This is a genomic window from Mesorhizobium mediterraneum, assembly GCF_002284565.1.
Classification (GTDB): domain Bacteria; phylum Pseudomonadota; class Alphaproteobacteria; order Rhizobiales; family Rhizobiaceae; genus Mesorhizobium; species Mesorhizobium mediterraneum.
The window spans coordinates 23,103-43,618 of sequence record NZ_NPKI01000052.1; the positions used below are offsets into that span (position 1 = coordinate 23,103).

19 protein-coding genes and 4 pseudogenes are annotated in these 20,516 nt (G+C 60.5%); 11 read left to right on the plus strand and 12 right to left on the minus strand.

Annotated elements, in window-relative coordinates:
• Positions 1-26: 26 nt before the first annotated feature.
• A complete protein-coding gene (locus CIT25_RS35495) occupies positions 27-1,061 on the minus strand; it encodes a site-specific integrase (protein ID WP_425351786.1) in 1,035 nt (344 codons plus the stop codon).
• A 342-nt stretch (positions 1,062-1,403) separates the two neighbouring features.
• Between CIT25_RS35495 and CIT25_RS35500 the strand changes: the two genes are divergently transcribed.
• The 7 genes and pseudogenes from CIT25_RS35500 (at position 1,404) to scpB (ending at position 7,105) form a co-directional block, all read left to right on the plus strand.
• Positions 1,404-2,987, plus strand: coding sequence for a Mu transposase C-terminal domain-containing protein (locus tag CIT25_RS35500; protein WP_245330149.1), 1,584 nt, complete (start codon positions 1,404-1,406; stop codon positions 2,985-2,987).
• A pseudogene (locus CIT25_RS38240) lies at positions 2,978-3,118 on the plus strand (TniB family NTP-binding protein); the annotation flags it as partial. The gene CIT25_RS35500 and the pseudogene CIT25_RS38240, both read left to right, overlap by 10 nt.
• A gap of 73 nt (positions 3,119-3,191) precedes the next feature.
• Entirely contained in the window at positions 3,192-3,908 is a 717-nt protein-coding gene (locus CIT25_RS35505; protein WP_280953413.1) for a TniB family NTP-binding protein, read from the plus strand.
• 77 nt (positions 3,909-3,985) lie between these two features.
• Positions 3,986-4,291: pseudogene (locus tag CIT25_RS38685) on the plus strand (TniQ family protein); the annotation flags it as partial.
• Positions 4,292-4,495: 204 nt separating this feature from the next.
• The gene (locus tag CIT25_RS38000; protein WP_245330150.1) at positions 4,496-5,089 is read left to right on the plus strand and encodes a hypothetical protein; all 594 of its coding nucleotides are present in this window, start codon (positions 4,496-4,498) and stop codon (positions 5,087-5,089) included.
• Positions 5,090-5,459: 370 nt separating this feature from the next.
• Positions 5,460-6,413, plus strand: a complete 954-nt coding sequence (locus CIT25_RS35515; protein ID WP_095489717.1) for a DUF1403 family protein — start codon at positions 5,460-5,462, stop codon at positions 6,411-6,413.
• 2 nt (positions 6,414-6,415) lie between these two features.
• Entirely contained in the window at positions 6,416-7,105 is a 690-nt protein-coding gene (gene scpB / locus CIT25_RS35520) for an SMC-Scp complex subunit ScpB (RefSeq protein WP_095489718.1), read from the plus strand.
• Positions 7,106-7,677: 572 nt separating this feature from the next.
• Here scpB and CIT25_RS35525 read toward each other — a convergent pair.
• Entirely contained in the window at positions 7,678-8,070 is a 393-nt protein-coding gene (locus CIT25_RS35525; protein ID WP_095489719.1) for a transposase, read from the minus strand.
• 1,044 nt (positions 8,071-9,114) lie between these two features.
• Here CIT25_RS35525 and CIT25_RS35530 point away from each other — a divergent pair.
• Both CIT25_RS35530 and ctlX read left to right on the plus strand, forming a co-directional pair.
• On the plus strand, positions 9,115-10,332 hold the full coding sequence (locus CIT25_RS35530; RefSeq protein WP_095489720.1) for an arginine deiminase: 1,218 nt from the start codon (positions 9,115-9,117) through the stop codon (positions 10,330-10,332).
• Between the two features lie 196 nt (positions 10,333-10,528).
• Entirely contained in the window at positions 10,529-11,422 is an 894-nt protein-coding gene (ctlX, locus tag CIT25_RS35535; RefSeq protein ID WP_167391132.1) for a citrulline utilization hydrolase CtlX, read from the plus strand.
• A gap of 9 nt (positions 11,423-11,431) precedes the next feature.
• Here the strand turns inward: ctlX and CIT25_RS35540 are convergent, their stop codons facing one another.
• Positions 11,432-11,824, minus strand: coding sequence for a hypothetical protein (locus tag CIT25_RS35540; RefSeq protein ID WP_095489722.1), 393 nt, complete (start codon positions 11,822-11,824; stop codon positions 11,432-11,434).
• A 204-nt stretch (positions 11,825-12,028) separates the two neighbouring features.
• On the opposite strand from CIT25_RS35540, the gene CIT25_RS35545 reads away from it, so the two are divergent.
• Positions 12,029-12,223, plus strand: a complete 195-nt coding sequence (locus tag CIT25_RS35545; protein ID WP_095489723.1) for a hypothetical protein — start codon at positions 12,029-12,031, stop codon at positions 12,221-12,223.
• A gap of 444 nt (positions 12,224-12,667) precedes the next feature.
• Positions 12,668-13,350, plus strand: a pseudogene (locus CIT25_RS35555) (Tn3 family transposase); the annotation flags it as partial.
• Between the two features lie 360 nt (positions 13,351-13,710).
• Here CIT25_RS35555 and CIT25_RS38690 read toward each other — a convergent pair.
• The 9 genes and pseudogenes from CIT25_RS38690 to CIT25_RS35590 form a co-directional block, all read right to left on the minus strand.
• Positions 13,711-13,977, minus strand: a complete 267-nt coding sequence (locus CIT25_RS38690) for a hypothetical protein (RefSeq protein WP_349632771.1) — start codon at positions 13,975-13,977, stop codon at positions 13,711-13,713.
• A gap of 64 nt (positions 13,978-14,041) precedes the next feature.
• Positions 14,042-14,149 (minus strand): annotated as a pseudogene (locus CIT25_RS38695) (hypothetical protein); the annotation flags it as partial.
• A complete protein-coding gene (locus CIT25_RS38700; protein WP_425351787.1) occupies positions 14,121-14,477 on the minus strand; it encodes a reverse transcriptase domain-containing protein in 357 nt (118 codons plus the stop codon). The gene CIT25_RS38700 and the pseudogene CIT25_RS38695, both read right to left, overlap by 29 nt.
• 1,036 nt (positions 14,478-15,513) lie before the next feature.
• Positions 15,514-15,891 carry an IS4/Tn5 family transposase DNA-binding protein gene (locus tag CIT25_RS38705; protein WP_245330151.1) on the minus strand — a complete coding sequence of 126 codons (378 nt, stop codon included), beginning with the start codon at positions 15,889-15,891 and terminating at the stop codon, positions 15,514-15,516.
• Between the two features lie 258 nt (positions 15,892-16,149).
• Positions 16,150-16,386 carry an integrase core domain-containing protein gene (locus CIT25_RS36730; protein ID WP_158302746.1) on the minus strand — a complete coding sequence of 79 codons (237 nt, stop codon included), beginning with the start codon at positions 16,384-16,386 and terminating at the stop codon, positions 16,150-16,152.
• Positions 16,364-17,008 (minus strand): IS3 family transposase, encoded by a 645-nt coding sequence (locus tag CIT25_RS35575; protein WP_158302747.1) that lies wholly within the window; start codon positions 17,006-17,008, stop codon positions 16,364-16,366. Before CIT25_RS35575 ends, CIT25_RS36730 begins: the two co-directional genes overlap by 23 nt.
• Positions 17,008-17,397, minus strand: a complete 390-nt coding sequence (locus CIT25_RS35580) for a helix-turn-helix domain-containing protein (RefSeq protein WP_095489726.1) — start codon at positions 17,395-17,397, stop codon at positions 17,008-17,010. Before CIT25_RS35580 ends, CIT25_RS35575 begins: the two co-directional genes overlap by 1 nt.
• 198 nt (positions 17,398-17,595) lie before the next feature.
• The gene (locus CIT25_RS35585) at positions 17,596-19,194 is read right to left on the minus strand and encodes a class I adenylate-forming enzyme family protein (RefSeq protein ID WP_095489727.1); all 1,599 of its coding nucleotides are present in this window, start codon (positions 19,192-19,194) and stop codon (positions 17,596-17,598) included.
• A gap of 15 nt (positions 19,195-19,209) precedes the next feature.
• Positions 19,210-20,400 (minus strand): acyl-CoA dehydrogenase family protein, encoded by a 1,191-nt coding sequence (locus CIT25_RS35590; protein ID WP_095489728.1) that lies wholly within the window; start codon positions 20,398-20,400, stop codon positions 19,210-19,212.
• Between the last annotated feature and the right edge of the window lie 116 nt (positions 20,401-20,516).

Genomic DNA, 20,516 nt, shown 5'->3' on the forward strand with positions numbered 1-20,516 from the left:
GAATCCGCTCCGCCAGGGGAGGGGGCCTACAGTCCACTGGCCCTGGTGAGATTGACGCGAAACCGGTCCCTGCGCCGCTGGTAGCGGCGGGTCATTTCGGCCGACGTATGGCCAAGCTGCTTTTGAACGTAACGCTCGTCGACCTCAGCCGATGAGGCAAGACCGGCGCGCAAGGAATGACCGGAAAATTTCTCTGCACGATCGCCTTCGGACAGGTCGCCACGAACCCCGGCTGCGAGGGCGGTGCGTTTGACCAGCCGCGCCACTTCCTGGTCGTTGAGCCGCTCGGCGCCGACCGCCTTGCCCTGGCCGGTGACGCGCCTGAAGAGTGGACCGTGCGCGATGCGGGCGAGCTTGAGCCAGGTCTGCAGCGCGGCAACCGGGCAGGTGGCATCGGACGAGCCACGACCGACTTCGACCTCGCGCCAGCCGGTCTTGCCGCGAAGGGAAACGAGCATGCCCTTGTCGAGGATCTCGATCCAGCCGCGGCCGTCCTCGGTCTGATCGCGGCCGACATCCAAAGCCACGATCTCGGAGCGCCGCAGGCCGCCAGCGAAACCCAAGAGCAGCATGGCGCGATCGCGCAGGCCGCGTAGCGTCCCGCGGTCAAGGGTCTCGAGCATGGCAATCAGGTCTTCAGGCAGAATGGCTTCTTTTTGCCGGGGAGGGGAAGAGTGGCTGTTGCGAATGCCGGCCAGCACAGTCGCGATATGCCGGTCCTTTCTGTCCAATGGTTGGCCACGCTGAGAAAAATTCCAGGTCAACGAAGACAGACGTCGCTCGATTGTCGAGACGGCGTTAGGCTTCTTGTCGCTCGTCACCTTCCCGGACGCGCAGGCCGTGATGTAAAGGCCGACGACCTGCGGATCCGGCGGCAACACATCCAGATGCTGGCGGCGCGCCCAGGCGCAAAAATGCTTCCAATCGGCGGCGTAGGCGCGCCGGGTGTTGAACGAGCTTGCTGCCTCCACGTAATCGCGCGCGCGCTCGGCCAGCCCTTCCAGATGCGCGGGCAGGGGAGGGGCGTTGTGCGGCTCGGAGGGCGCCTGCGCCATGTCCATGACGATATCGACAATGTCAGGCAAATCGTCGGCTGGAGGCGGGGGAGGGGAGGTGCTGGCGATCGCGGTCGTGCTGTGGGACGGCGCTGAGCTCTCCTCAGGACGATTTCCGGGGTTTTGCTCGACGATAGCGGCTGTCGTTCGCGTTTGGTCAACGGACGGCAAGTTATTGGTCTGGCGCGAATCATCTTCGGAGTTCATTGGCGGATTCTAGCCGAATCACCGGATTTTTCGTAACATTCGAGCGGACAAACTTTTACAGCGAGGCCGGCTGTGGTTCATGGGCCCGACAAGGAGACGGTTGATGATGCCGCCTGGAATGAGGCGGTTGCAAGGGAGGCCGTGATCCGCAGACTGGTTTCGCTCGACTGCCCCGGCCGGTCCGATTTCTTCCGGGCTTGCCGTGAACTCGGCCTCAAGCGAACCCGGCTTTACGAACTGATCAGGGCTTATCGGGAGCATCCGGTCACGAGTTCGCTGCTGCCGCGCCCGGGCGGCACGAGACAAGGCAGCCGCCGGTTGCCGGATGAGACCGAAGCGGTAATCGCCGAAGCGCTCCGGGACTTTTACAAGACGCGCCAGAAACCAAGCATCAATCGACTGCACAAGGAGATCCGCGGGCTCTGCCGCTCGCGTGGCGTGCGCGCACCGTCCTGGCATGCGCTGAAGGCGCGGATCGAGGCCATGGACCCCGCCGAACTGACCAAGGCACGGGAAGGCTCGAAGGCGGCGCGCGATCGCTTCCACCCAGTTCCGGGAGAATATACCGCCGAGTGCGCGTTCGACGTAGTCCAGATCGACCACACGCTGGTCGATGTCATTGTCGTCGATCGCCGGTACCGCCGGCCACTGCAGCGGCCGTGGCTGACGCTCGCCATTGACATCGCAAGCCGCATGATCGCGGGCTTCTACCTGACCCTTGAGGCACCGTCGACGGTTTCGGTCGCGCTCGCAATCCAGCATGTCGTGCAGCCGAAAGAGGTGTGGCTTGCCGGGCTGGGGATCGATGCGAAGTGGCCGGCCTGCGGGTTCCCTGATGCCATCCATCTCGATAACGCCAAGGAATTCCGGTCGCGCGCCCTGCAGCGGGGCGCTGAGGAATATGGCATCGAGCTCATCCATCGTCCGATCGCCACTCCCCACTATGGCGGCCATATCGAGCGGCTGATCGGCACCATGATGGGCGCCGTCCATCTTCTGCCGGGCACGACGTTCAGCGACATCGACGAGCGTGGCAGCTATGATTCCGCCGCCCATGCGACGATGACTCTGGATGAACTGGCGCGATGGCTGGCGCTCGAAATCACGCGCTACCACGCCGATCGCCATGGAACGCTGGGAATTCCGCCGCTTGCGGCATGGCATGAAGCTGTCGCCCGCCGCGTTCGGCCTGTGCGTCAGCCCCACGATCTTGCCGGCTTCATGATCGATTTCCTGCCCAGCGTCGACCGACTGGTGCGACGAGACGGCATTCACCTGTTCGGTCTTCGCTATTGGGATGATGTTCTGAGCATCTGGGCCGGGCGCCTCGATCGGCCGCTGCACGTTTCCTACGATCCACGCGATCTTTCGAGGGTTTTCGTGCGCGCTCCGGACGGTACGCGCTGGCCGATCCGCTTTGCCGATCTGCGGCGCGCGCCGATCACGCTTGGCGAACATCGCCGCGCCCGAACCGCCCTGCGGGAACGCGGTCTTTCGCGGGTCGACGAGCAACTGATCTTCGAAACCATTGAGGCCCAGCGCGCACTGGTCGAGGACGCGACCAGGCGCACCAAGGCAGCGCGTCAGCTGGCGGAAAGGCGCGACCGAGCGCTCGGCGCTGCCGCGTCAAACTCGCCGGTTGCGGCCGAGCCTGCGCAAATCGAGGATGAGCGGCCGATCGATTGGAGCAAGGTCCCCGTCTTTCCCGTCGAGGAATGGTCGTGAGAGGGGAGGGGACTTTCGAGCACCTCGACGACCGCTACCGCGGCTATGCCGCTTTGCCCGACGAAGAACGCATTGCCTGGATCAAGGCCGACCGCTGGATCGGCTTCGACCAGGCGCAAGCCGCACTTGTGCGCCTGAACGCGTTGCTCGCCTATCCCCCACGTGACCGCATGCCTTGCCTGCTGATCCTACGGCAACACCGGCATGGGCAAGACCAAGATCGTGCGCAAATTCGAGCGGGCGCATCCGCCCACATTGTGTCAGTCGACGGGCGTTACCAACAGGCCGGTCGTCGTGGCCCAAGTACCCTCGGAGCCGGTCGAGCGCGACCTCTATCGGGAACTGCTGGCCAGCCTGCAGGCTCCCGCGCTCGTGGGCGGCACGCTTGCCCGGGAGAAGGACATCTGCCGCTCGCTGCTGCGCACCGTCGGCGCCAGGATGATCGTGCTCGACGAGGTCAACGGGATGCTGGCGGGGACCTATCGGCAGCAACGGATATTCCTCAATGCGCTGCGGTTTCTCGCGAACGACCTGAGAGTGCCGCTGGTGTGCGCCGGCACCGATCTGGCGCGCCAGGCATTGCTCACCGACGCGCAGCTCGCCGAGCGCTTCGAGGCGTTTCATCTAAAACCCTGGAAGAACGATCACGCCTTTGCGCGGCTCTTGAAAAGCCTCGCTGGCATCCTGCCGCTGCGCGCTCCGTCCGATCTCGAAACGGACCCGGTTCGCGAAAGGATCCACACGCTCGCCAGCGGCGTCACGTTCCGGATTTTCCAGCTGATCGAGACGGCAGCCGAGGCGGCGATCCGGTCGGGGAAGGAACGGCTCGACCTGCTGAGTTTTGGAGACGATCTCGTGCTGCCGCTTGTGTCGATGACGCAATCGGCACGCCGGCGGATGCCGCAGGCGGCGGCCGGGTGATGGAGCCGGATCGTCTGCCCGTGGCGCCGCGGCCCTATCGCGACGAATTGCTGTCATCCTGGATGGCGCGGGTGGCATGCCGCTACGGCCTTACAGCGGAAGAGCTGGCGGGGCATTTCGCCGTTGATGGCAATTGCTTATCTTCGCCCTTGGCGATCGACGACAGGGCGCCGGCGCTCGATCAGACGAGGGTGTTGGCGCAGGCCTGTGGTGTCGACCCCGAGCGACTGCAGCGCCTGGCCTTGAGCAAGCGCTATCCGCACCGCTCTCGATCATGGTACGTGAGCGCAGGACCTGAGTGGGCGCCGTTGGCAAGGCCTCCATCCACCCCGGTCTGTGTCGCCTGCTTCGCTGCCGATCAAGCAGCCGGCCGCGATGCCTATTTGCGAGCCGGCTGGATGCTTGGCGAGCGCTGCATCTGTCCGATGCACGGCCGGCTGCTTCATGATCGCTGTGTCTCGTGTCATCGACAACTTTCCGTGGCTTTCCACCTGCACGAGGGAAGCGCTCGGCCGGCCTGCAGTCATTGCGCGCGGCTTCTCACCGATAGGGGAGGGGAGGGCGATCAGCCACAGGATACCGCCCTCGTGGCGACGGCGCTGGCCACCCAGCAGCGGATTACGGCAAGCCTCAACGGTGAAAATCCCGAGGGCGACAGGCTCGAGAAGGCGCTCTCGGTGCTCTGGGCGCCGCTCGACCACCCAGCCGCGGCACGACCCGTGCTGGCGCTCTGGTTCAATGAAGCTGGCTGGCGCTGTCCCTACGACGTCCGGCACGCCGTCGGCGCCGCAACTCCGCTTGGCCAGTTGCCGGTGCGCTGGCGCTTTATCACGCTGCTGGCTTTCGACGATGTTTTCGGCACCAGGCTGCTCGGTGGCGAGGGATTGCCGCCTCTCGCCGCGCATCTGATGCGGCGGGCCGCGCCACGGCAGATCCGCTTCTCAAGCCGACGGCCGAGCGGCCAGGCGCTGAAGCGCTCATCGGCCGAATACGAGCGCCTGGCGCGTCAAATCCTGGCTGATCCGGGCTGGATCGCCGCGGCAAAGCTACCTCCGCGGAAACGGGAGCGTGTTCGCGCTCGCCTGATCGATGCTGCGCTTGCCCGGAACCCGCCGGCGTCACCCGGGGCAACATTGTCGCCCAAACCGCCGAGCGACGAGCAGGCGATTCAGAAATGCTGAGACTGCGTGCTGCGGTGCGCAGTCTCACGAATTCCGATTCATCCGGCCGCACCAGGATACGCGAGATTTCGTCCGGAAGCCCGATTGGCGTGAATTTCGGCGTTCTGCGTGACGAGAGAGGCCATCCACTGGCCGCTGTCCGGGGATTAAGCGCAAACCCGGTCCGCTCAATGAACGCGAATTCTCGTCGATCTGACGCCTAAACGAGGCCGTCCGCCGGTGAAAAACGAGCGACAGGGGCCATTTCCTCTATAAAGACCAAAACGAACGATAATGCAACATTATCGTTCGTTTTAATGTTCCGACAGGCTGTGCGTTTTGGCGCGAAAGTGATGGCACAAAGCGCACAGCCGCTTTACCCTCCAAAATCATGATTCGCCTCGATCCCGCGACCGCCAGTCCCGCCGCGCCGCCCGCCGTCCCGGCCTGGGCGCTCGCCGCCGGCGGCGCACGGAGCGACGCCGACGCCGCCTTCCAGGCCGGCGCCGCCTTGGGCACGCTCGACACCCTTAGCCGGGCGCAGCCTGCCTGGGCTGGGGCCTGGCGGCAGCGGCTGGCGCTCAACAGCGCCGCAGCCAGCATGCGGCTCGCCGGCCGCGCCGAGGACGAGGCCGGCTTGCGCGATGCCTGGCAGCTTTGCCCGGCCGGCGCCGATCCCGGTCCTGCCGGCGCCATCTTTGGCGCCTGGCGGCAGTTGGCGCTGCAGCCGCCCGTTGCCAACGCCGAGCGGCTCGAAAACATCGTCGACCAGCTGGGGCTCCATTGGGACGGCGAGGCGCTGGCCGCGCTTTGTGAACACATTGACGACCTGGCGCGCTCGGGGCGGCCGGCGCCGTTCGCCGCGGCGGCGATCGCCGCCCACGTCGTTGCCATGCGGCCCGATGCCGAGCTTCTTGCCTGGTGGCTGGCCGACCTGGTGCTGGCGCACAGCCTGCGCTGGCCGCGGCCGCTGCCGCTACTGATGGCGCAGGCCTTTGGACCGGCTTTTCGCGGCGAGGCCGGCGGCAAGCGCATCCGACCCGGGGACAAGAATTTTGAGCGGCCGGTTTGCGTCGCGCTCGTTGCGGCCGCGGCCGACACCTGCCGGTTGGCCGCCGATGTGTCGCGTCGTGCGGAGCGGCTCATCGCCATCGCACCGAAGCTCAGGGCAAAGGGGGCGGGCCATGTGATTTTTTTGCTCCTCAATGAAGACGCCGTGTCTGGCAGGCTGACGACCAAAACCCTGTCTCGTTTTGCCGCGCGGCGCTTGTTCGAGCGGCTGCAACAATTCGATGCCGTGCGCGAGCTTTCCGGCCGCACCACGTTTCGGCTGTTTGGGTTGTAGCGATGAGCGAAGCCTCTGTCCGCCGCAAGCCGAACGAACAGCCGGCGCTGCTCGACGCCGAACTCGAGCACCTGCCGCCAGAACTGCGCTGGCGCGAATGGATGGGCCGCGTCGAAGCGGTGATTTTTTCCGCCAGCGAACCGGTGACACGTAGTGTCCTCGCGCGGGTGGTGGGGAAGAACTGCAATCTCGAGCTGATCATCGACGACATCCGCGCCGAGCTCGCCGGCCGCCCCTACGAGCTGGTCGCGGTCGCCGGTGGCTGGCAGCACCGGACCAAAAAATTTTTTGGGGACGCTATCCGCGCCGCCTTCGGCACGGCAGCGGACGAGGGGGAACTGTCGCAGGCGGAGGCGCTGGTTTTGATGTGCATTGCCTATTTCCAGCCGATCACGCGTGGCGAGCTGTCTTCCTTCTTCGGCAAGGAGGTGTCGCGCGATCTGATCGGCGTGCTGCGCGCGCAGGAGCTCATTGCCTCGGGGCCGCGCAGCCCGCAGCCTGGCGCGCCCTACACCTATGTGACGACCAAGAATTTCTTGTCGCAGTTCGGGCTCGACACGCTGCGGCAACTGCCGGATTTCGAGGCGCTCGAGGATGCCGGACTGCTGTCGAAGGAGAAGCTGCTGGCGGGCGACATCCTGCTTGGGTTTTCTTCCAACCAACGAAACGCCCACCCAGAGATCGATGATTGACTGTGCGGGGGCGCGTAGCAACCGCTGGCAGTTGCGTGTCGGAAATGTGTGTGGCATTCACCGCTGCATTCTCGCAATCCCCCCGTACCGCGCGTGTTGCCGGCCACCCGGCTCCTCGCAGTGAAACGCCCCGACTTCTTCGTCTGCGTGAACGGTGGCAACACGGCAGGTCTCGCTACTCCCTCTCGTGTGCGCCCACCGCCGTCGGGTTCAAGAACTACTGGGAGCGGGTGATCGACCCAGTCCAACAGGCACCTTGGTACAAGACCCCGCGCCCCACGACATGGGAAATGGAGATGTAGGATGTGTGTGTTGCTATGCTCGATGCTATCTACTACCAGCCAAAGCCCAATTGAGGACCCAACATAGGGCTGGATTACCCTCTTGCTCGCCGAGCGTTCTTTATTGACGAAACGAGACTTACCTGTGGTGTGGCGTCTTCCGCGATCTCAACTCGGAGGGCCCGACGGTCGCTGAGCCAGCTCGTGATTAAGGGGTGGCCCCGTCCAAAGGCACCCCGGATCAAATTGGTGCGCGACTGGGGCGGACACGGACGCTGGCGCTACTCCGCGTCAAGGCGACTGACCGCATCGTCGGCGTCGCCACACTAAAAACCCCCCACTCAGGATACCGGGTAAATACGTTCGCCGCAGCCGCGGCTGGGGAGGCGGCTCTTCGACCAGCAGCGCCGCAAAGCCGGGTGCTGCGGCCATGCTTTCGGGCAGTGCCAGAGATCCATTCCGCAGCCGCTTGCGCCAATCATAGATCTGCCAGCGCGTCGCCCCGTACTTGCGCGCCACCTCCGCCAACTGGACACCTGGCTGCAGGCTCTCAGCTACAATCCGCGACTTCTCCGCGTCTGTGCGCCGCCGCCGACCCGTCCGACCTTCGATCACTTCCAGCCGACCCGCATATCCAGTGCTTGAGACGTCCAACTGGACGCCCATTTTGCCGTCTCGTTCCATGCACACACCTCCGTCCAAATCGGAGGGACTCTTCGCATGACAAGGCCGAGCTGCGCAGGGTTGGACGCAGGACCAGCTAAGGGCTTTACCGTAAAGCCGGCAATGTCATAAGTCGAACCTAGACGGCGACATTCGCGAATCAGCGCCCCGAGATCCTCTATATCGACGCGGATTGCCCTCAAACCCTTCCGTCGCGAGATAATTGCACTGCGTTGACTCAGCCGATACGACAATTGGATTAAGTCAGAGACGCTGGGCCGCTTGGACGTAAAGCAGCCCAGTACCCATCGCGTGGCCTTCAAACAGGATAAGCGCTCTTCTTGCTATCGGCTCATAGAACCCCATGCTGCGTTCTGAGCGTAAATGGGCATCAGTTTTGGCCGCAACTAACCTCAGAGGTCGTGGCGAATGTACCATCGTCAGCGGTTTCCAACCGCAAACGTTCTGTAAATTAGTTTGAAGGTTTTGTACCAAGATTAGCAGAAGAGAGTGGCCCGTGGAGCGGACCTCTGCATCAAACCCTAGTCTATCGGATGACACCCAGCGCTGTGTGCGCGAGACACCGTGGCTTTCGCAACCAAACTGGATTGTCGAAAGCCTGACAGACTTTGGCCGTAAGGGACTTGCACAAAACAAAAAAATGCAAGCAGGCCCTTGAATTTATGTCCTTTTTTTTCTTGGCATTGCCCTTGCTGTTTAGACGACGACGTTTACGAGGAGGGCCGTTCGAATGTCGGTACCGATGATTTGCTTGAAAGCTCCAATGACACGAGGGGCTTCGAACAGTTGCAGGCGACCGCCAAATCCGGTGCAGGCGGGTAGTTGTTGTCCGGCTGATCGGCTACACCGGACGACGTGCTGTTTGCCTACGTCCCAACGTGCGATGTCCTCAATCAGCATCCTTTTGCAGCTTTGGACCCGGCGGGTAGAGCGCCCTCGTTCTGGCCGATCCCACCACCATGACCGGCGATTTGGCGCGATTGGCTTGCAGTCAACGAGACAGGACCTGCGCCATCGGCTCCATCTGAGGGCAACGCAACTCCCATGATGAGCTTAGGTGTCCACTCCGAGGTCGCCCGGCTGCGAGAGGTAATGGTGCACCGGCCAGGCCTTAGCCTAAACCGCCTCACCCCGCGGAACTGCAAGGGCCTTCTTTTCGACGACGTGCTTTGGGTGGAGCGCGCCGGCCAGGAGCACGACATGTTTGTGGATGCCCTGCGCGATCGTGGCGTGATGGTTCACTCTTTCGACGAATTACTTTCTGCAACGTTGGCCTTGCCCGAAGCGCGTCGTTGGCTCCTCGAGCGTCGCGTTCAACCTTCAGCTGTCGGGCAAGACGTGGTCGATGAACTGCGAAACTGGCTCGGCGAAATTCCGCCTGGTCAACTCGCGACCTATCTGGTCAGTGGGATTTTGGCTTCGGAACTGCCGTTCGAACCGCGCAGCCTAACGGGGCAAACGTTGGAACCGGAGGATTTCGTCCTCCCGCCATTGCCGAACCAGGTTTTCACACGTGACAGCTCCTGTTGGATTTATGGTGGTGTCTCAGTCAACACTATGTATTGGCCTGCAAGACAGCCGGAAGCAACGAATGTCGAGGCGGTCTACCGGTTCCATCCGCGGTTTCGAGACGCCAGCTTCACTTACTTGATGCCCGATGGAGCAGACTTCGCTTCCAGTCTTGAGGGTGGTGATGTGATGCCGGTCGGCGGCGGTGTTGTGCTGATTGGAATGGGGGAACGAACCAAACCCCAAGCAGTCGAGGCTCTAACGCGACGCTTGTTCACGATGAAGGGTGTGACCCACGTCATCGCCGCGCTGATGCCGCGGACTCGTAGCGCGATGCATCTTGACACGATCTTCACCTTCTGCGATCGCGACCTCGTGACGATCTACCCGAAGGTTATTAAGCTGCTCAAGACGTTTTCGTTACGACCGAACCATGCTGCGGGTGTGCTCGATGTCACCAAGGAGACAAGACCTTTCTTATCTGTAGTGGCCGAGGCGCTGGGATTGAAGACTCTCCGCACTGTCGAGACCGGCGGTGACAGCTTCGCGGCCGAGCGGGAGCAATGGAATGCCGCCAATAATGTGATCGCCATCGCGCCGGGCGTCGTGATTGCCTACGAACGCAACATACACACGAATACGCTATTGAGCCGGGCAGGCGTGGAAGTGATCACCGTCGACGGTGCTGAACTCAGTCGTGGTCGCGGCGGCGGGCGCTGCATGACTTGCCCACTTGTGCGCGATCCAATCTGACCAAACGTACTTTGACATCGACCCGCCAGGCATAGCAAGACCATCGCAATTTCGGCATTTCCGCCTCAACGTGATCGCTGACCCAAATGACCCGCGCGGTTGCTCGGCTTACTTCAGCGCACTCCCTAACCCGATGGGAGTCCTTCCCGTGGCAGCACGTACAGAGTGCTCGGTTCAGGCCCCTTCCGCAGTGGTAATGGTCCGTCCGCATGGTTTTACGGTCAATACCGAGACTGCGACCGACAATCACTTTCAAACATTGACTGCTGATGCTGGTGATCTGGCGCCTCTCGCCTATGCAGAGATCACCCGCGCCGCTTCGATGCTCCGAGATCAGGGCGTAACGGTGCATTTGTTCGAAGGCGAGGACAGGGACGCTCCGGATTCAGTGTTTCCGAACAACTGGTTTTCAACCCACGCTGGCGGTTACGTGGCGATCTACCCGATGAAAGCCTTGAGCCGCCGGCGTGAGCGACGGAGCGATATTATCGAAATGCTGAAGCGACGATATAGAGTCCAGGAAGTCATCGACTATTCTGGCCTTGAGCTGGACGGGGTCTTCTTGGAAGGTACCGGTTCGATGGTGCTCGATCATATTGATCGGGTCGCCTATGCAGTAAGATCCGAGCGCACCGATCGAATCGCACTTGAACGGTTCTGTACGCAGTTCAGTTTTGAGCCGATGGTGTTCTCGGCAAAGGACCCCAGCGGGTTCGACATCTATCATACGAACGTTCTGATGTGCGTCGCGACCGATTTTGCCATGATCGGGCTCGACATGATTACTGACTCAGTAAGGCGGCGCGAAATCGTCCACCGGCTCGGACGCAGCGGTCGCCGGATAATCGGGCTCACAGACGCACAGATTGGAAAGTTTGCAGGCAATGCGATCGAGCTCCTGGGCCGGAACGGTCACACCTTGGCTCTGTCGACGACCGCACTCTTGGCATTGACGACGGAACAGATCGACATCATCGGCGAGAGCGCGCGGCTGCTGCCGCTAGCAATTCCTACGGTCGAGCTAGCAGGCGGTTCCGTGCGATGCACCATCGCCGGCGTGCACCTCACGCCTCGGGGCGACACTCAGTAGAGCAGGGTGTTATGTTACCTCCACCGCCAGAGGTGAACCCCTAGGGGGGCCACGATGCCCCTCTCGGGTAGCCACCGCATCTTCCGTCGTGGGCATCGACGATGTCGGCAGTCTCGCTTGCGTCCAGTGCCCGTCGACATAGGCGAGTTCACCACGAACGCCATCCTCTCCTTCCGCCTTTACGGCCTGGTTCGCCATCGGGAAATCGCTGCTGCAATAGGCAGCTTCCGCCTTCTCGATTCGGGATCGTTCTTCGGCGCGCTTGGCCGGGATGTTGTAGTTGAAGGCGGTGCCGCGCCTGGCATGGCTGGTCGGGAAGCCGTCGCGCAGCTCGACCGATCTGAACTTCCTGGCGAGCAAGGCCGGTCGGGCCCAGATGTAGCCAGCATCCTTGCTCAGCATGTGCCAGATGATCGTAGCAATTTTGCGCGGAGTGGCGAAGGGCGTGATACAGGATCGTTCTTCCACTGGTGATACGCGCCATCGGGCGCACTGAGATATTCGGGCAAGGCATGATTGCCCACGATCCTTGACAAGATTGTACGGCGCTACGATATTGATTACGGGGAACCATAAGAAAAGAAGGCGATCCGCCGTGGGTTATATATGATCGATAAGCTGATGATGTATTTTTCACCGCAGTTCTTTCCAGAAGAGCGGTGCGAGTTCTTTATAAGATTAATTGTCACGACCCCTTTGGCAGTTTTACTTTTCGCCTTTTTTACACAAAACGCAAATCAATTCAACAAGCCGGAAACGACCCTCTCCCGCAGTATTTCTATTGTGCTTCCGCCGCGCTGATGCAAGGTCATCTTCAATAGTTGGCTCCATGCTAAAGAGGCAGACGAGCCACTTTGCGTTACATGGACGGCGAGTCGGATTATCGACACTCGTTACTAAATGCCCTCCCCCCTTTTCCCCACTCTCGCAGAGTTGGAAGCGCAAACTCAGCGCGCAATGCGGCAATCGACGAGATGCGCGGTCACCGTCAACTTATCGATCGACATCACGATGTCCCTCGATTTCAGTCTCTCGCAAGCGGGCGACGATCACGCTCACATCCGAGCCGCCACTCTGACCGATTAGAGAACACGATCGTAGGACCGCATCGCTCGCCCGAAAGCGGGTCGAGTATTCGGCGAAGAAGCTCCGGATCAACCAGCGCAGTACCATCGATCTCCGCTGGACCGACCAGCCCGCGCACCAGCAAGGCCGCGACGGGAAAGGGCAGGCTGTATTGCGCCTCGGAAGTTTCACACATTCGAGACGGATGACACCTACCCGGCGTTGATCAACCGCATCGGCGCGCCGATCAACACTGCGCTGATGCTTGATCACTGGGAGGATCTGGTCCATCTGGCAGCTTCGATCACGACGCGCTCCGTCGTAACCTCGATCATCCTCAAGAAGCTCTCGGCGTCTCCAAAGGATAGTCAGCTGGCCAAGGCGCTGCGGGAACTTGGCCGGATCGAGCGATTGCTCTTTATGATCGAATGGTATTCGAGCCCGGCATTGCGTCGGCGATGCCAGGCGGGCCTCAACAAGGGCGAGGCAGCCACACAAATTCAAACGCGCAGTCTTCTTCCATGAGCGTGGCGAAATCCGCGACGGGTCCTTCGAAAGTCAAGCATTCCGCGCCTCCGGCCTCAATCTCGTCCTCAGCGCGATCGTGCATTGGAATACGGTCTATACCGAGCGGGCCGTTACCCACTTGCGCAAAATGCACCGCGAGATTCCGGATCATCTGCTCAAGCACGTCTCGCCGCTGAGTTGGGAACACATCAATCTGACCGGCATCTACACCTGGGATGCCGAACATCAGATGCCTAAAGGGCTCCCGGTCGCTCAGACTTCCGGCTCGGCTATGCCGCATGAAGTTCATGCCCCGTTCGACCTTAGCGTGTCGCTGGGAACAGTTATCGCGGTAGGGATGCCCATTACTGGGCACCCCCCGCACGGAAGGACGAGCGGAATTCCCGCATCCGGCTCCTACCTTGGGTGTTTGACGGCGAAGCGTATACGCGGCCAAGGATGAAGGATCCGGGGGGGCGGGAGCCAGTCATTGGCAAGCCGTATCATTCTCTCCCAGATCAATCGATGTCTCTGGCTCCGCCGCCGAAGCGTCTGAGCCCTGAGCCTGATGATGCGGTCGCGAAAGGCGCCGAGCGACCGAAAATTGGTCGGTACAGCGTGATAGGCATAGTAGCCAGCAAGCACCTGCTTCAGCCATCGTCCCTGCTCTGGGATGGGCCAATGCATGCGCCGTCGCAACTCGTTCTCGACCTCCGTCAGCTTCGCCATTCTGCGGTCCCTCCGGCTTTTCCGGAGGATCTGGAACCGGCCATGCCGGGTCTTGCCGCAGATGAGCGTAAACCGAGGAAGTTGAACGTCTCCGGTTTGCCGAGCCCTTTCCTGCGGCGGGCCTGAGCCGCATAGCGGCCAAACTCGATCAGTCGGGTCTTTTCCAGATGGAGTTGCAACGCAAACTCCTGCAGCCGTTGCCGCATCATGTCCCAGAAACGCCGGGCATCGGCTTCGTGTTCGAAGCCAACCACGATTATCGTCCGCGTAGCGGACGATAATCACGTCGCCGGTGGCCTCACGTCGTCGCCAACGATCGGCCCAAGGATCAAAGACGTAGTGCAGGTAGATATTGGAAAGTAGCGGCGAAATCACCGATCCTTGTCCCGTTCCCCTTTCACTTACAGTAACGATTTTCCAGAACACCCGCCCTGAGCCATTTGCGGATCAGGTGGATGATGCGCCTGTCACCGACGCGGTGCTCCACGAAACGGACCAGCCAATCCTGGCTGACGCCGTCGAAAAAGCCCGCAACGTCGGCGTCCAGAATGTAGCTCAACTTCCGCGTTTCGATTCCGACAAACAGAGCGTCCAGCGCATCATGCTGGCCGCGCTCTGGTCGGAACCCATAGCTGAACCCGAGGAAGTCTTCCTCGTAGATTTGGTTCAGCACCGTCGCCGTCGCCCTCTGGACAATCTTGTCTTCAAGGGCGGCAATTGCGATCGGTCGCTGCCGTCCGTCTGGCTTCGGTATATATACGTCCGCCGAGACGGAAGGGCACGATACACTCCCCCTTGAACCCGACTATGCAGGTCCACGATCCTTTGATCGAGGTCTGCTTCGTAGGTTCGCCACGTTTGTCCGTCCACGCCGGGGGCTGCGCTACGCTTGAGTGCGTAGAACGCCGTCCTCAGCATCTCTGGATTGATGTGATGGAAGAGAGCGGTGAACTTCTCCTTCTTCCTTTGCCTTGCAGCATTCCGTATGCGGTCCAGCGCATGGGACACACTTTCCCGGTCCTGTGCCCGGCACGTGCTTTGCTGGTCCGCATTCCCCTTGGTTCCTGCCCTTGGCTCCCCTTGCTCCCGATACTCCGGTGTTGTTCGCAAGGTTCGTTGCTACTATGGCAGGATCCGACTCCTCGAGGTCGTTCTTCACCGGATTTGGCTCCTCGCCTTCCCGATGCGGACCAGCAGTGGCATCCCACTCTGGCCAATCCCGAGGTCTCCCGGTTCCCGCGCAAGGAGCGTCCATGCATGCCAGGGTCTCAGACCACGCCGGGTTGAATCGACACTCGCGCTGTCGCATCGATTCATATTGCCTTCCGCACACAAGACGAACGTCGGCACCCGAGAAGCGTCAATTTCGCGGTTCAATGGCTGGCCTACACGCTCCCCTGTCAACGCTTCACGCCCAGCCTCATGGCTGACCGCGCATGACTCGGGGTCAATGTGGATCGCTACTCCTTCATTGCAATGGACTTTCACCATCTACTCCCTTGCCGGTTTCTACCGGCGCACCTTGTTCCGACCCTACATGTCGCGTCCCAGTCACCCACATGCACGCAGCGCTCGGGCGCGCCACCGAGCGCGATGGACTGGCGCAGGCTCTCCAGCCAGCGGTAGCTCTCCTTCGTCTCCATCGGCACGCGCATGGGATTGATGTCCCGCTTGAGCGCGAGCGTTCCCTTTGAACTTCGTTCGTGTCCAGAACTTCGCCGCCGTCAGATCGAGGGGTGTGCCGGTGAGGGGTGACGGCCAGCTCGAATGCATCAGCACTTCGCACAAGGTCAGCACGTTGGGCTGCCCGGCCTCGTAGCGCCCGGCATTGATGGTTTTGGTGAAGCCGATTTTGCCCGGCTGCGCGCGACTGTAGAATTCGGTCGTGTCCTGCAGGATAAAGGATCGGACCTTCCGCTCGCCGCAACGCGCGCCGCGGTCGCGGCGAAATGGCCGGCGAGAACGCTATGTTCGGTCACACGCGGATTGTCAAAGAAGCGGTAGGCCGCCTTCGTCGCCGCCCAGTCGCCGCAGGCCGCCGGGATTGGCTTGCCCGGCGCTGTTGACATTTGATCCAGCCGACGGGCCGGACGCCTGTCGGGAGGGGCCGCCGCAGAAAGCTCTTCCTCCTGCCAAGCGGCTTCGCTGCTGCTGGTCTGGTCTCGCATCCGTGACGCCTCCGTGATCCGGCGTCACGGACGGAATCACGGCAGATTCAACGGAACAATAGGCCCGCCGACAATGTGGGTAATCGAAAGCTTACGTCGTATGCTGGCAAGTCGGCCCTGCGACCCTGGTGCGGATTCCGACGATTTACCGGACGGCATTCCGATCAAACCGGACGCGATTCCGAGAATTAACCGGACGCGATTGGAGTGCACCCCCAGACTGAGACAAGGAAAATCGCGGTCACCTCCCGTGTACGCTTATGCGGCCTTTTCCATCTCTCGTCTGCGTGAATGCTTCTGTTCGTATTCCTCCGGAGTTAGATAGTCGAGCGCCGAATGCAGCCGTTGCTGGTTGTAGATGGTATCGATGAAGGCTCCGATCCGTTTGCGCGCATCGGCCGCATCCTTGTAGGTGAGGCCTTGCACTTCTTCCTGCTTGAGCGTTTTCATGAAGCTTTCCGCCTTCGCGTTGTCATAATTCCCGACACGGCTCATGCTCGCCTGGATACCGTGAAGCTGCAGAAGTTCGGAGTAGGCTCCGCAGGTGTATTGGGCGGTCGGAATGATGGACGAGGCTCCCTGGTTCGGGCTGGCGGTTAGCGATGGCCATCTCGAGAGCCTCGATCGCAAGACTTGCTCTGAGATGCGTATCCAACGCCCATCCCACCACCTTGCGGCTAAACGCATCCAGGACAACTGCAAGGAAAGCAAACTCCTCAGCCAGATGCAGGAACGTGATATCGGCCACCCACAACTGGTCGAGCCCATTGAGGAGCATGCCCTTGGCAAGGTTCGGCACGACGTGCCAACCATGCCTCGAGTTCGTCGTCACAGGAACAAAGGGTCTTGCACGCAGGCACAACAGATTGTCTTCGCGCATGATCCGTAGAATGCACTTATGGTTGACTTGCCATCCCTCGCGCCGCAGCAGGGCTGCTATCCGGCGGTAGCCGTAGTGCGCGTTGCCGAGAGCCATCTTCTGAATAAGATCGCGCAACCCTGTCTCGGCCCGCCGAGGCGCCGAATCCAGCCAATGACGGTAGTAACTCGCGCGGCTAACGCCAGCGAGCCAGCACATTCTGTCGATGTTGAATTCGCCTTGCGACAGGCCGGTCATCATCTTTTCGATGACTTTGAAGATCCCGTTTCGCCAGGAGCGCTGCTCCGACGATGATCTCCCTCGAAATGCCGCAAGGCTTCGCGAAAAAAATCGAGATCGAGTTGCTGCTGCCCTACTTTCTGCTCCAATTCCCTGATCCGGCGCTTGGCCTTGGTCAGCGCCTTTTCCTGAGGTGCCGGCGTGTCGACTGTCCTCTGCAACTGCCCGGCCCCGTCAACTCCTGTTATCGATCTGGCCGGCCGGCCGCGCCGACGTCGCCACTCGTAAAGTCGTTGGCGACTGATGCCAACCTCGTCTGCCAACTTGCTGACGTTTTCGCCCGCCTCCATGCGCTGGAGAAGCTCCAGCTTTTGGTCCTCATCAATAACTCTTTGCCGTCCGGCCATGCCCCAGTTTCCTCTCTTGCAGGGAAACTGTCCGCGATTTTCCTTGTCTCAGTCTGGGGTGCACTCCATAGGTGTCCGGTTTCGTCTCGGAATCACTGTCCGGAATCATTGGAATACGCAATCCTGGCACGCTGGTGATTAAGAGCCACTCTCCGAGGAGGCCGGAGTAGCTCTCAAGTTAGGACGGTGCTTGCCCAATCAGCAGCGGCTCGTTGGCGTCGGGCAGGAGGCAGCTTGTTTCGGCGACGCTTTCTCGTAGCGCGCGATCAGTTCGCGCTTCAAAACTTTGCCGCTAGGATTGATTGGCAGGGTTTCAAGGAATTCGTAGCGCTTGGGCCGCTTATATGAGGCGAGATCTCTGCTAGCTCGAACGTGTGCGTCGATTGTTTCCGGACGGAGGTCGGGGTCCGAACGCACCACGAAAGCAACGACGATCTGACCCCATCTCGCATCCGATAAGCCAACCACCGAAACTTCCTTTACTCCAGGACAGCGATAGAGGATTTCCTCTACCTCGCGCGGATAGATGTTCTCGCCGCCCGAGACGATCATGTCGTCGGCGCGTCCATGGAAATAGTAAAACCCGTCTTCGTCCTGGCTGAAGAGGTCGCCGGTATAGATCCAACCGGCCTTGAGCTTCTTTTGGGTTTCGGAGGGCTTATTCCAGTAGCCGGACATCCCTTGGGGCCCACGCACGATTAGCTGGCCGATCTCGCCCTGACTTACGCGCTCATCAGGAGATACCTCACGGTCCAAATTGTCGATTATTATTCGGCATTCCGAAATCAGCGTGGGTTTTCCGCAGGAACCAAGCTTGCGCAGAGCGTCTTCAGGATGCAGCACCAGCGTCAGCGAGGCTTCGGTCATCCCATAACCGTTGAATATACTCGAACAGAATTCTGCCGTGACCCGCTCCATCGTAGCCGATGAAATTGCCGCCCCGCCGGTCGTGACAAGTCTCAGCGAGGACACGTCGAACCTGGCGAAATCCGGATGGAAGAGCATCTCCTGTATCTGGGTCGGCACTGCGAATAAGGTGGTAATCCTCTCTGCAGCGATGGTGAGAAGAGTGCGTTCAGCATCATAGCGCCCTATCACCACATTGGTACCGCCTACCAGCAGATGCGGAATGAAGTAAGCTTGCATTCCGCCGACATGGTAGAGCGGCGCAATGTGCAGCGCACGGTCATCATGGCGCAACGAGTATTCCATGACGCAGTTCATCGCGATGGCAATGTCGTTCGCATGGGTGTGGATCACACCTTTTGGCCGTCCGGTGGTACCTGAGGTATAGACAAGCGACGAAATCGCATCTCTGGCTGGAACCGGCCGTGGCTCGCCCTGATCAGGCGACTGCTCGACCAGCGTGTCGAAATGGTGATGTCCCGGTGGGATGTTGCTGCAGTCGTAGGCGCAGCCGATGAAATCGTGCACCGAATGAACTTCTTCTGCGATTCTAAGGGTGCTGTCGGTAAGCGCCCGCCCGTACACCAGCACGCGCGCACCAGAGTCCCTAAGGATATAGGCGGCTTCCCCTGGCGAGAGGCGGAAGTTCATGGGTACGGCAACTGCGCCAAGAAACTGACAGGCGAAGAAAGTGGTTACCGAGTTTTCCGACGTAGACACATAGAATGCGACACGGTCACCGGGCCGAACACCAAGATCGGACAGAGCCTGGGCGAAGCGCCGAACTCGACTTAACCACTCTCGATAAGTCCAGCGCCGATCCTCGTAGACCAAAGCTGTATGATCGGGGTATCTGTCGGCAGAAGCTTCTAGGATGCGAGCAATGTGCATATCGCCTCGACCCGATTAGAGATTGAGCCGGATCGATGGCAGCTCTCGCGCTGCGATGAGGTACTTGCACATCTCAGAGGTGCCACCGACGATCGGCAGCGTACGAGCGTCACGGTATAATTGTTCGGCTTTGCCGTATTGGCGTGTCACGCCATCACCGCCGAGAATTTGAACCGTACGGTCCGCGCAGAAAACAGCTGTTTCGGTGGCAACCAGTTTGGCTTGACTAGCCTCACGCATAAGATCTTTGCCATCGATCCCGGAATCGTACATTTTGGCCGCTCGATGCGTTAGCAGTTCGGCCGCGTCGATTTTCCAGCTCATCTGCGCAATCATGTCCCAGATCAACTGCTTCTGACCAAGCTTTTGGCCGAAACTGACCCGTGCCTGTGCGTGCTGAGACGCGATTTCGAAGGCGGCGCGCGCCACGCCCAAACCGGAACCGCCAAGGATCACCCGTTCGAAATTGAAAGCGCAAAGCATTATATTGAAACCGCAATTCACCTCGCCCAACAAGTTCTCCTCGGGCACGCGCACCTCATCCATCGCGACTTCGCCGACGATTGATCCGCGTCGCCCCATGAAGTCGTACAGCCTTGGGAAGCTCATACCCTTGACGCCTGCGGGAATCAGAACCGCCGTTAAACCTTTTTGGGGGGGTACGTAGGGATCGGTAACACCCCAGACGATATAGACGTCTGCCTTTGAGGCGTTGGAAACGTAACGCTTAAGGCCGGATACTACCCATTCGCTGGTTCCTTCATCGAAGCGGATCCTAGTCTCCATGCCCGCGCTATCCGAGCCAACTGTGGGCTCGGTCATGCAAATTGATCCTAAGGATTGACCCTCAAGAATTGGCATCAGGTAGCGCTCGCGCAAAGCCTCTTGGGCAAATCGGTGGATGGGGTACGCACAGGACAATGCGGTGGCAACGGTGGTCTCGAAGGCGTAGTTCAGGAAGGCCGCTTCCTCAGAAACGATTACCGCATGAGTAAGGCCCGGCTTCGGCAACGCACCGCGATAGAGATCCGGAAACATCAGCTTCAAGTAACCGGTCTCGCCTAAGGCGCCGATGATCGCAAGTTGAGCGCCGAAATCCTGATCACGCTCAATTGCATCAACTTTCGGTGCAAGCTCACGTGACATGAAGGCGCGCACTTCTGCGCGAAATGAGCGATCCTCCTCCGCTAAAAAAAAATCACGCATCGGTCACAGTCTCACAAAAACCCACCAGCAACGGCGGCGCAGCGGTGGCTTGCAGTCTTCCGAAATGATCAGAAGGATGATGTGCTAACAAAGGTGATGTTCCATAGTTCATAGAG

Bases quoted from the DNA above. Each gene is read 5' to 3' on its own strand.
- CIT25_RS35545 (WP_095489723.1), top strand. From the start codon at position 12,029: ATGATCGATAAGCTGATGATGTATTTTTCACCGCAGTTCTTTCCAGAA.
- CIT25_RS38705 (WP_245330151.1), bottom strand. From the start codon at position 15,891: ATGCGAGACCAGACCAGCAGCAGCGAAGCCGCTTGGCAGGAGGAAGAG.
- ctlX (WP_167391132.1), top strand. From the start codon at position 10,529: ATGGTCCGTCCGCATGGTTTTACGGTCAATACCGAGACTGCGACCGAC.
- CIT25_RS35585 (WP_095489727.1), bottom strand. From the start codon at position 19,194: ATGCACATTGCTCGCATCCTAGAAGCTTCTGCCGACAGATACCCCGAT.
- CIT25_RS35515 (WP_095489717.1), top strand. From the start codon at position 5,460: ATGATTCGCCTCGATCCCGCGACCGCCAGTCCCGCCGCGCCGCCCGCC.
- CIT25_RS35575 (WP_158302747.1), bottom strand. From the start codon at position 17,008: ATGACCGGCCTGTCGCAAGGCGAATTCAACATCGACAGAATGTGCTGG.
- CIT25_RS35580 (WP_095489726.1), bottom strand. From the start codon at position 17,397: ATGGCCGGACGGCAAAGAGTTATTGATGAGGACCAAAAGCTGGAGCTT.
- CIT25_RS35505 (WP_280953413.1), top strand. From the start codon at position 3,192: ATGGGCAAGACCAAGATCGTGCGCAAATTCGAGCGGGCGCATCCGCCC.
- CIT25_RS35495 (WP_425351786.1), bottom strand. From the start codon at position 1,061: ATGGACATGGCGCAGGCGCCCTCCGAGCCGCACAACGCCCCTCCCCTG.
- CIT25_RS35525 (WP_095489719.1), bottom strand. From the start codon at position 8,070: ATGGAACGAGACGGCAAAATGGGCGTCCAGTTGGACGTCTCAAGCACT.
- CIT25_RS36730 (WP_158302746.1), bottom strand. From the start codon at position 16,386: ATGAGCCGTGTCGGGAATTATGACAACGCGAAGGCGGAAAGCTTCATG.
- CIT25_RS35590 (WP_095489728.1), bottom strand. From the start codon at position 20,400: ATGCGTGATTTTTTTTTAGCGGAGGAGGATCGCTCATTTCGCGCAGAA.
- CIT25_RS35530 (WP_095489720.1), top strand. From the start codon at position 9,115: ATGATGAGCTTAGGTGTCCACTCCGAGGTCGCCCGGCTGCGAGAGGTA.
- scpB (WP_095489718.1), top strand. From the start codon at position 6,416: ATGAGCGAAGCCTCTGTCCGCCGCAAGCCGAACGAACAGCCGGCGCTG.
- CIT25_RS35540 (WP_095489722.1), bottom strand. From the start codon at position 11,824: ATGCTGAGCAAGGATGCTGGCTACATCTGGGCCCGACCGGCCTTGCTC.